Genomic DNA, 9,658 nt, shown 5'->3' with positions numbered 1-9,658 from the left:
CTGGGTGGCCGTCCTTCCGCGGAAGGAGCCGCACCAACTCAGGGGCGCGGGGAACTGCGCGACAAGCCACAGCGCCACCGGCACCTTGGCGACGGAGAGCAACCACCCCAAGGGGGCGCTGGGGGAACCTCCCAGGCGAAGCTCTGGGGGAGGAACTGCGCGAGCAACCACCCACCGGCGGGCGGGTGAAGGCACGGCCGGAAGGGCCACGCACCTCACCCGCCCACCGGCAGGTGGTCCCGGGACGGGCAGGACGGGGGCACCCGGGCGGGTCCCGCCCGGGTCACCGCAGGGACTAGTCCACGTTGTGGCCGCCGTGCCGCTGCGTGTGGCTGCGGACGCGTCCACCGCGCACGCCGGAGGCGTGCACCTCGTGGGGGAGCCGCCGCCTCCCGTCGCGCGGCATCTCGTCGGGCTCGATCCGCCGCTCGTCGTGGCTGCGGTGCCCGTCACCCTGGTGACCGGGCCCGTGATCCGGCGGCGCACCACTGTCGTACTCCTGACGGGTCTCCCACGCGCCCGACCGGGGCCGCCTGCCCCGTGGCACCGCGGGCCCGCGGCCCACCCGCCGCATCCCGAACACCACGGCCGCGATCAGGACGATCACGATGCAGATTCCGATCACCAAGGGGCCGATCGAACCGGCCGGGAGCGCGAGCTGGACCATGTGCTGCTCGGAAAGAGACATTTCGGCACCTCCTCAAGGGACGGATGCCCGCGATCAGCGGGGGAACACGAGTGGCGAGCGGGAAAAGCGGAGCGCTGTACGAGGGGCCACCGAGAGTGACCGATGGGGAGTGAGCGGATGGCAGGGCAGTCACGTGACGAGGGCACCCGCGGCGCCGTACTGGTCGCGCTCGGCGCGAACCTGGTGATCGCCGCCGCCAAGACCGCCGCGGGACTCTTCGCGGCCTCCCCGGCGCTGCTGTCGGAGGCCGCGCACTCGGTGGCCGACAGCCTGAACGAGGTCTTCCTGCTCACCTCGCTGCGCCGCAGCCGCCGTGCCCCGGACCGCCGGCACCCCTTCGGCTACGGCAAGGAGCGCTACTTCTGGTCGCTGCTCGCCGCGGTCGGGATCTTCGTGCTCGGCGGCTGCTTCTCCTTCTACCAGGGCATCCACGCGCTCGGCGACCACAGCAACGAGAGCCGCGACGGCTACCTCGCGGGCCTGGCGGTGCTGCTGGTGTCGCTGCTCGCCGAGGGCGGCTCGCTGCTGCGCGCCGCGCGCCAGGCCCGGCGGTCCGAGGAGGGCACCGACGACCCGGCGCTGCGCACGGTGCTCGCGGAGGACGGCACCGCCGTGATCGGGGTGCTGCTCGCCGCCACCGGCATGCTCGTGCACATGGCCACCGGCGACGGCGCGGCGGAGGCGGCCGCGTCGATGGCGATCGGCGTGCTGCTGATGATCGTGGCCACCGGCCTGGCACGGACCGCGCACCGCCAGCTCATCGGCGTGGCCGCCGACCCGGGGCTGCGCGACGAGATCGAGGCACTGCTCGCCCGGCAGCCGGAGGTCGACACCGTCGAGGAACTGCTGACGATGCGGCTCGGCCTGGACTCCACGCTGGTCGCCGCGCGGATCGACCTGGTCGGCGGGATGGACAGCGAACGCGTCGAGGAGGTCAGCATGCGCATCCGGCACTCCATCCGGGAGCGCTGGCCGGCCGCCGACCGGGTCTTCCTGGACATCACCGACGCCCGTACCGAGCGGGCCGAGCGCGCGGAGCGGGCGGAGCGGGCCGAGCGCGACGCCGTCCGACGCGAGGCCGGCTGACCGCCCGCCCACGGCGGTGCTCCCCGGCGAGGGGCACCCGGATTCGCCTGCGCGGACGCCGTCCTGGATCATTGCGGCATGCCGGTCCTGATAGCCACGTGCGCCTTCGTGATGACCCTGGTCGGCGGCGTCGTCGCACAGCACATCGGGGACCGCCGCCACCTCGTCCTCGGCCTCGCCGCGGGGCTGATGCTCGGCGTCGTCGGGTTCGACCTGCTGCCCGAGGCGCTGGAGAACCAGCCGCACCACGTCTTCGGGGTACCCGCAGGGCTGCTGATGTTCGTGGCCGGGTTCCTGGCCCTGCACATCGTGGAGCGCTCGGTCGCCATCCACCGCGCCCACGAAGGCGAGTACGCCTCGCACACCCACGGCCACGGCCACGCGCACGACCCGGTCAAGGGCATCGGCGTCGCCGCGGCGGGCGCGCTGGTCGGGCACAGCGTGATGGACGGCTTCGCGATCGGCGCGGCCTTCCAGGCGGGCAACACCGTCGGCATCGTGGTGGCCATCGCGGTCGTCGCGCACGACTTCGCCGACGGCTTCAACACGTACACGATCACCCGGCTGTACGGGAACGGCCGGCGCCGGGCCCAGACGCTGCTGGCCGCCGACGCGCTCGCCCCGGTGGTGGGCGCCGCGGTCACCCTCGCGTTCACCATCCCGTCCGGGGTGCTCGGCCTCTACCTCGGCTTCTTCGCGGGGTTCCTGCTCTACCTGGCCACCTCCGACATCCTGCCGGAGGCGCACAGCCCGCACCCGTCCACCTCCACGCTGGTCTGCACGGTGGGCGGCGCCGGGATCATGTGGATGGTCATCGGCCTCGCCAACTGAGCGCCCCTCCCGGCGCGGCAGCGGCCCGCGCGCGACATCGGCCCCCGCCACGGCCCTGCGCCTGACCTGTCGGCACGGGAGCGCGGGCCCGAACTCGCGACGGCCACCGGCCGTTCGCCGCGTCGCTCCGGCCGCCCCTTTCCGTGACCACCGTGGCCGGTGAGTCGCCCGGGGCTGCCGGCGGCCAACCTGTGGGTCAGCGATGAATGCGCCAAAATTGTTGACGATGTTGAAGACACTTGAATACGTTCGTCGTCGCGAGAACGAGTGGAGCGCCACGCGGCGGGCCTGAAGAGGCGTCGCCACGGACGGTCCCGACCGGCGGAAGCGGGCCGTCGGTCCAGTGCGCACTCCTGCGTACCGGAGCCTGACCGTGCCGGCCGCTCCGGCCCGCCGCAGGTCCACCACCGGGCACGCCCGGGTGCCACGTGCGCCCGGACGCGCTCGGCAGCCGCCGGAGCGGCGGACAGCCGTGTGCCACGAACGAGGAGAAGACGACAGTGAGCGACAGGGCAGTGAATCGCAGGACCATCGTCATGGGGATCGGCGCGACCGCGGGCGTCGCGGCCGTCGGCGGGCTGACCGTGAACGCGCAGGCTTCGGATACGGGCGACCCGAAGTCCTCGGATTCGCCGGACGCCCTCGTCTTCGACAAGGACGACTACACGGTGGTGACCGAGACCATCACCACGGACGACGGTGACAAGGAGGTCGTCTACCACTTCTACAAGCCCCGCGACTACGTCACCAACCCGTCCGACGGCACCCACCAGAGCCTGGTCGTCAGCGTTCCGGTCGCGATCGACGGCGAGGCCGTCGACGCCACCCGCGCCCCCATCGTGCTGGCCAACGTGGTCGGCGCCTACATGCCGTCGACCGTGGCGGACGCCGTCGGCGTGGGCCAGGCCGTGATGGAGATGGGTGACCTCGGTGGCGGGCCCGGTGGCGGCGGGCCCGGTGGCTCGCCCACCCCTCCGGGTTCCGGCACGGGCGGGCCCGGCGGCGGTGCCCCCGGCGGCGGCACGGGTGCCATCAACGGGATGGTCAACCTCGCGAAGCTGGCCGTCGCGGCGGGCTACGTCGCCGTGGAGCCGGGCACCCGCGGCCGCAGCCTCACCACATCCGACGGCACCTACTACGGCACGGCCCCCGCCGTCATCGTGGACCTCAAGGCCGCGGTGCGGTACGTGAAGTTCAACAAGGGCCGTATCCCGGGTGACACCGAGCGGATCATCTCCACCGGGACCAGCGCGGGCGGGGCCGTGTCCGCGCTGCTCGGCGCGTCGGGGGACAGCCCGATCTACCACAAGTACCTCAAGGAGCTGGGCGCGGCCGAGGCGAGCGACGCGGTCTTCGGTACCGGCACGTGGTGCCCCATCACCGACCTCGAGCACGCCGACGGCGCGTACGAGTGGATCTGGGGCGGCAACGTCACGCAGGGCACCGGCGAGGTCGTCGACCAGGGCGTGTCCAGGGCGCTCCAGTCCCGGTTCGCCGAGTACCAGGCGTCGCTCAAGGTACGCGGTCTGAAGGGCTTCGGCCCGCTCACGGCCCGCAACTACGACCAGTACCTGCTGGAGACCTACCTCCAGCCGTCGGCCACGCGGTACCTCGCGGCCCTGTCGGACTCCGACCGTACGGCCTATCTGGCCTCGAACGCGTTCATCACCTGGTCCGGCGGCAAGGCGACCTTCACCTGGGCCGACTACCTCACGCACGTGGGCGCCCGGAAGAAGACCGCACCGGCCTTCGACGCCTTCGACCTGTCCGCGGGAGAGAACAACGAGTTCGGCGCGGGCACCACCGAGTCCCGCCACTTCACGGAGTACGGGCTGAGGAACGACACCACCGGTGTCACCGGCAAGCGCCTCGACAGCGACATTCCCGAGGTGCTCGACCTGATGAACCCGATGTACCACATCGGGAGGCACAACCCGGGCCGGTCCAGGCACTGGTGGATTCGGGTCGGCACCAACGACAGCGACACCTCTCCCACGGTCTCCGCCAACCTCGCCGCCGCCCTGGACAACCTGGGCGACGACGTCAACCACCTCTACTACTGGGACCAGGGCCACGCCACGAACATCGACCCCGGTGACTTCATCGCCTGGGTCGCGGAGATCTCGGGGCACAGGAGCACGGGCCACAAGAGCACGAGCCGCAAGAAGTAGCCCCCGCCCGCGGCCCGGAACCGGTTGCCGCGCGGCGGAGCGCGTACGGCCGGGGCGGGCCGCACCGGTCGGTACCGGTCAGGCCCTAACCGGCCGTCAGGGTCTTCGGCGGCTTCGGCGCGGTGACCGCCGCCTTCGTGACGTCAGCGACCAGTTCCACCACGTCGGAGCCGTACGCCTGCGAGTTCACCACCCGCAGCAGCAGGCAGAAGGTCGAGTCCAGGCCGTACTTGCGGGTCAGCCGCAGGTGGTGGCGGGCGAGGTAGCGGGTCGCGGCCTGGTTGGCTATGCCGCGCTGGCCCGAGGCGAGGAAGACCGGGCGGTCGTTGCCGGTGTCGCGGCCGGACGCCAGCCGGGCCAGCAGGACGTACTCCACCGCGCCCTTCTCCAGCCGGTACGTCTCCCCGGCCACGGTGATCGCGCCCTGGTCCGGGCCCTGCGCCGGGTCGGTGTCGATCTCCACGCCGGGCAGCATCGAGCGCAGGTGCGCGGCGAGCCGGTAGTTCGCCGCCGGCCCACCGATGCAGAACTCGGTGCGGGCGCCGAAGCCCTGCCAGGCGGTGTCGTGCGCCAGCACTTCGGCGTGCGCGCCGCACTCCTTGATCACCGCGGCCAGCTCCAGCAGCGCGAAGGCGTCGTGCCGGGCCAGGCTCCAGCCGCGCGCGCCCGGGTCGCGCGGCACCACGAGCAGGCACTCGGAGTCCTTCGGCAGCCCGAAGAAGCGCTGCCTGCGGTGCAGTTTGCGGTGCCACAGGTAGCCGCGGACCAGCCAGCCGAGCAGGCCGCCGATGACCAGCCCGGCCAGCGCCAGCACGAGGGTGCGCACGTCGTCGCTCATGGCGCGGCATCGTAGCGGTGTTCGAGCCGGACCGTCGCCCCCCTCGGAGCCGCGGGCGCGAGCGCGGATACGACTGTGGACACGGCCGCGGACACGGTCGCGGACACACGGCCGCCGCCGGGCCCGGGCGGGCGCGGCGGCGGCCGTGGGACGAGGCGGGCCGGCGGGCAGCGCCCCTCGTCGGTTTCCGGGCCGGATCAGGGCCCGGTGCGGGTCAGTTCCCGGCAGCGGGCAGCAGCGCCAGGATCTCGTCGGTGCTGCCGGTCTCGCCGAGCCGCGGGAAGATCCGCTGCACGGAGTTGGCGTGCGCGTCCGCGTCGGTGTCGGTCACCGCGTCGGTGGCGATGGTGACGTGGTAGCCGGCCTCGTACGCGTCCCGGGCGGTGGACTCCACACCGATGCTGGTGGAGATGCCCACCAGCACGATCTGGGTCACCCCGCGCCGGCGCAGCTCCATGTCGAGGCCGGTGCCGTAGAAGGCGCCCCACTGCTGCTTGCTGACGGTGATGTCGCTCGGCTGCTGGTCCAGCTCCTTGACCAGGTCGGCCCAGCCGTCGGGGAAGGTGACGGAGCCGCCGGGGCCGCCGTCGTTGCGGCCGGGCGCCACGCCGGTCACGTTCACCAGGACCACGGGCAGCTCGCGCTCGCGGAAGGCGGTGGCCAGGCGGGCGGCCCGCTCGATCACCTCGGCGGACGGGTGGACGGTCGGCAGGCCGGTGATGCCCTGCTGGAGGTCGATGACGACGAGCGCGGTGCGGGCGTCGAGGGTGGTGGCGGTCATGACTGAATGCTCTCTCTCACGGGGTCGGTGATGCGTGTTGCGATGACGGGAATGGTCAGGGGGCGGTACGGCCGGGGCGGTACGCGCGGCGGCGGGCGTACGCGTACACGCGGGCGTACGGCGGCGGCCGGGTCGGCCGGGCGTACGGGTGCGGGCGCCGCGGTCGTCTCGGGCGTCACGTGCGGAAGGCGCGCGCGGGGCCTGCGGGCGACGGGGATCACCGGCCGGTCCCGCGCAGCGAACGGTCGGCCACGGTGAGCACGAGGACCACGACCCCGAGCCCGGCCGAGGTCAGCGCCATCTCGTGCAGCCCCGCGTCGGTCGCCCGCCGGCCGTAGAACAGGCCGATCAGGCTCGCGGCCGTGATCGCGCCCAGGTACTGCGAGGTGCGCTGCAGCCCGGCCGCGCTGCCGGTCTCGCCGGACGGCGCCTGCGCGTACACCGCCGCCTGGTTGGCGGTGGAGGTCAGGCCCTGCGGCAGGCCGAACAGCGCGCCCGCGGCGCCCAGCGCGACCGCCGGGGTGGTGTGGCCGGCCGCCAGCAGCAGCCCGCTGCCGCCGAGCAGCAGCACAGCGGCCGTGATCAGCGGTGCCCTGATCCCCTTCGTCCGCGCGCCCAGCAGCGACGTGGCCATCGCGGCGACCGACATCGGCAGCATCAGCAGCCCGGCCGTGGCCGAGGAGTAGCCGTGCGCGTCCTCCAGCCACTGCGCGTAGCCGTACATCACGCAGTACACGACCAGGTACGTCATGCCGTGCCGCAGATACGTCAGGGACAGCGGACGGTTGCGCGCCAGCATGCGCAGGTCGAGGAACGGGGCGGGGCGGCGCAGTTCCCACCAGGCCAGCACGCCGCCCAGCACGGCGGCCACCGGCAGCAGCGGCCACGGCGGCGCGGCCAGCCGCATCAGGAACAGCATCAGGGAGGTGAGCAGCGCGGCGAACAGGGCGATGCCGACCGGGTCGAGGCTGCTCGGCCGCGCGTTCCCGGCAGCCGCCCCGGCCGCGGCCGCGGGCTTCGCCGGGGGCGTGCGCGGCAGCCAGAGCGCGGCGAGGACGAAGCCGAGCAGGGCGAGCGGGAGGTTCACCGCGAAGACGGCGCGCCAGCCGAGGGTCGCGGCGAGGACCCCGCCCAGCACCGGGCCGACCGCGGCACTGGACAGGCCCGCCAGCGACAGCAGCCCCAGCACCGGGCGCGGGGTCGGGACGCCGATCCGCTGCGAGTGGGCGCGCAGCAGCGCCATCGCCGCCGGATAGGCCGCCGAGGTGCCGACGCCGAGCATCACCCGGGACACGATCAGCCACGCCAGCGATGGTGCCACGGTGCCCACCAGCCCGGCCGCCGCGACCACCAGCAGCCCGGTCAGGAACACCCGGCGGGGCCCGAGCCGGTCCGCGAGCCGTCCCATCGTCGGCTGCGCCACCGCGCTGGCCAGGTACAGGCTCGACACGAGCCAGGCCGTGTCGGCGGCGCCGACGTGGAAGCTGCCGCCGATCGCTACCAACGTGGTCGCGATCATGGTGGAGTTGATCGGGTTGAGCACCGCGCCGAGCATCAGCGGCACGATCAGGCGGGGGCCGAACCCGGCGGTGGTGCCGGCCGAGCCGGCGGCGGCACCGCCGGTGGGGCGGGGGTCGGCGGCGGGGGAATTGCGCCCGTGCGGCGCGTCGCGCGGCTCGTCCACGGGCTCGCCCAGCGACCGGCTCATCGGCGGACCGCCGGGCGTAGGGCGGGGCGTATTCGAGGGGCCGTGCGGGGCGTGGGGGCGCCGGTCACGACTCTACCAGGCGCCGAAGCAGCGGGATCGCCGCCGCCATCGCGCGCTCCTCGGCCGGGCTGAGGTGCGTCTCCATCGCTTCGGCGAGCCAGCCACGGCGGGCCTGGCGGCCGGTGTGCAGCAGGTGGGAGCCCTCGTCGGTGAGGGAGAAGACGACCTGGCGGCCGTCGGTCGGGTGCGGGGCGCGCACCACGAGGTCGCGTTCCTCCAGCGCGGTGAGCGTCGCCCGCATCGATTGCGGCCGCACGAGTTCGCCGCGGGCCAGCGCGGCGGTGGTGGCCGGGCCCTCCCGGTGGAGCCGGCTGATGACCGACTGCTGGGACGGGGTGATCTCCGCCCCGGCCGAGGCGGTCCGCATGCGCCGCGAGAGCTGCGCGACGAGCGTGGTCAGCTCGTCCGCGGTGCGGAGACGTTCGGCCTGTGACATGACCTCCACCGTAGGAGATGAGCAGGAAGACTTGCAAGTTTGACTGTCGAGTGGCGGGTGTGCTCCTCCGGCGCGGGGGCCGGCGGCGACGCGCGGGAGCGGGCAGCCGCGGGGAGAGAGCGGTCGAGAGCGGTCGCTTGCGGAGGGAGCGGGCCGGTGGAGCGGGTCCCGGGCCGGGCGGAGCGGGGCGGAAAACTCCCCGTAGCAGCCCCGTAACGGAGCGGGTGTCCAATGCCGGACGGAAGCCGGGTGGAGCGGAGCCCGACTCGTGAGGGTGGAGGGCGCGGTGGCGGCCGAATTCACTTACTACTTCCGGTCGTTGCTCGCGGCGCTCGGCCGGCAGCCCGGCTGGTACGGGGTGTTCGCCGAGCGCGAGCCGGACGCCGCGGCCGCGTACGGCAGCGGGCGCCGACTCCCGCCGTGGGACGTGGTCCGTACCGTGCTGCGCGACGTCGCGGCCAACGGCGGTGCGGGCGACGCCGATCCGGCCGAGGTGGGCCGGGCGTACGCACTGCACCGGGCCGCGGCCGCCGCCGAGGACTCGGCGCCCGGCGCGTCCCACGCGCTGCGCGGCCGGCTGGACGCGGCGATCCGCGCCCGTGACGGTGCGGCGGCGCGGGCGGGGGCGGGGGCGCGCGGCTACGAGGAGGCGGGCGCCGAAACCGCGGGCCCGGCCGGCGCCCGGCTGGCGAACGGCCTTGCCTGGGCGCGGGACGACCTCTCGCGGGCGGCGGCGCGCTGCGAGGAGTTGCGGGGGCGGCTGGCCGGTGCGGTGGGGGCGGCGCGGCTGGGGCGGGAAGCCGCGGGTGCGGGTACCGGCGTGGCCGGCTCCGACGACGCGGGGGCGGCGGAGCGGTCCGAGGCCCCGACGGTGCGGCGGCCCACGGGGGCGCGGTTCGCCGGTTCCGGTGCCGCGGTGCCCAGCGGGTCGCCCGTCGCCCCGGCCCCCGCGACGGCCGCCCGGGTGAGGTCGGCCGCGCCGCGCGGAGCGCGGTTCGCCGGCGCACCCACCGCGGACGCGGTCGGCGAGGCCGTACTCCCGGCGCCGTCCGCGCGCCC

Annotated in this window: 8 protein-coding genes and 1 pseudogene; 4 read left to right on the top strand and 5 right to left on the bottom strand. The window is 74.4% G+C overall.

Annotated elements, in window-relative coordinates; genetic code table 11:
* Positions 1 to 295: 295 nt before the first annotated feature.
* The gene (locus AB0399_RS39640; protein ID WP_366414585.1) at positions 296 to 688 is read right to left on the bottom strand and encodes a DUF6479 family protein; all 393 of its coding nucleotides are present in this window, start codon (positions 686 to 688) and stop codon (positions 296 to 298) included.
* Positions 689 to 805: 117 nt separating this feature from the next.
* Here AB0399_RS39640 and AB0399_RS39635 point away from each other — a divergent pair, with 117 nt between their 5' ends.
* From AB0399_RS39635 to AB0399_RS39625, 3 genes are all read left to right on the top strand, one after another.
* Positions 806 to 1,774: a cation diffusion facilitator family transporter gene (locus AB0399_RS39635; protein ID WP_366414584.1), complete on the top strand. Its 969-nt coding sequence runs from the start codon at positions 806 to 808 to the stop codon at positions 1,772 to 1,774.
* A gap of 78 nt (positions 1,775 to 1,852) precedes the next feature.
* Positions 1,853 to 2,605 carry a ZIP family metal transporter gene (locus AB0399_RS39630; protein ID WP_328470965.1) on the top strand — a complete coding sequence of 251 codons (753 nt, stop codon included), beginning with the start codon at positions 1,853 to 1,855 and terminating at the stop codon, positions 2,603 to 2,605.
* A 500-nt stretch (positions 2,606 to 3,105) separates the two neighbouring features.
* Positions 3,106 to 4,776: a subtype B tannase gene (locus tag AB0399_RS39625; RefSeq protein WP_366414583.1), complete on the top strand. Its 1,671-nt coding sequence runs from the start codon at positions 3,106 to 3,108 to the stop codon at positions 4,774 to 4,776.
* Between the two features lie 85 nt (positions 4,777 to 4,861).
* Here the strand turns inward: AB0399_RS39625 and AB0399_RS39620 are convergent, their stop codons facing one another.
* The 4 genes from AB0399_RS39620 to AB0399_RS39605 form a co-directional block, all read right to left on the bottom strand.
* Complete coding sequence (locus AB0399_RS39620; protein WP_328470967.1) at positions 4,862 to 5,614, bottom strand: hypothetical protein; 753 nt, start codon at positions 5,612 to 5,614, stop codon at positions 4,862 to 4,864.
* A gap of 214 nt (positions 5,615 to 5,828) precedes the next feature.
* A complete protein-coding gene (locus tag AB0399_RS39615; RefSeq protein WP_329363549.1) occupies positions 5,829 to 6,395 on the bottom strand; it encodes an isochorismatase family protein in 567 nt (188 codons plus the stop codon).
* 217 nt (positions 6,396 to 6,612) lie between these two features.
* The gene (locus tag AB0399_RS39610) at positions 6,613 to 8,103 is read right to left on the bottom strand and encodes an MFS transporter (protein WP_366414582.1); all 1,491 of its coding nucleotides are present in this window, start codon (positions 8,101 to 8,103) and stop codon (positions 6,613 to 6,615) included.
* Positions 8,104 to 8,167: 64 nt separating this feature from the next.
* A complete protein-coding gene (locus AB0399_RS39605; RefSeq protein WP_328470973.1) occupies positions 8,168 to 8,599 on the bottom strand; it encodes a MarR family transcriptional regulator in 432 nt (143 codons plus the stop codon).
* 286 nt (positions 8,600 to 8,885) lie between these two features.
* Between AB0399_RS39605 and AB0399_RS39600 the strand changes: the two are divergent.
* A pseudogene (locus tag AB0399_RS39600) lies at positions 8,886 to 9,658 on the top strand (hypothetical protein); the annotation flags it as partial.

Source organism: Streptomyces sp. NPDC088194 (genome assembly GCF_040702025.1).
Lineage (GTDB): Bacteria > Actinomycetota > Actinomycetes > Streptomycetales > Streptomycetaceae > Actinacidiphila.
This window is presented reverse-complemented; position numbering and strand designations above follow the sequence as displayed.

Coding starts and splice junctions, on each gene's coding strand:
- AB0399_RS39640 (WP_366414585.1), bottom strand. CDS start 688: ATGTCTCTTTCCGAGCAGCACATGGTCCAGCTCGCGCTCCCGGCCGGT.
- AB0399_RS39635 (WP_366414584.1), top strand. CDS start 806: ATGGCAGGGCAGTCACGTGACGAGGGCACCCGCGGCGCCGTACTGGTC.
- AB0399_RS39620 (WP_328470967.1), bottom strand. CDS start 5,614: ATGAGCGACGACGTGCGCACCCTCGTGCTGGCGCTGGCCGGGCTGGTC.
- AB0399_RS39630 (WP_328470965.1), top strand. CDS start 1,853: ATGCCGGTCCTGATAGCCACGTGCGCCTTCGTGATGACCCTGGTCGGC.
- AB0399_RS39610 (WP_366414582.1), bottom strand. CDS start 8,103: ATGAGCCGGTCGCTGGGCGAGCCCGTGGACGAGCCGCGCGACGCGCCG.
- AB0399_RS39615 (WP_329363549.1), bottom strand. CDS start 6,395: ATGACCGCCACCACCCTCGACGCCCGCACCGCGCTCGTCGTCATCGAC.
- AB0399_RS39605 (WP_328470973.1), bottom strand. CDS start 8,599: ATGTCACAGGCCGAACGTCTCCGCACCGCGGACGAGCTGACCACGCTC.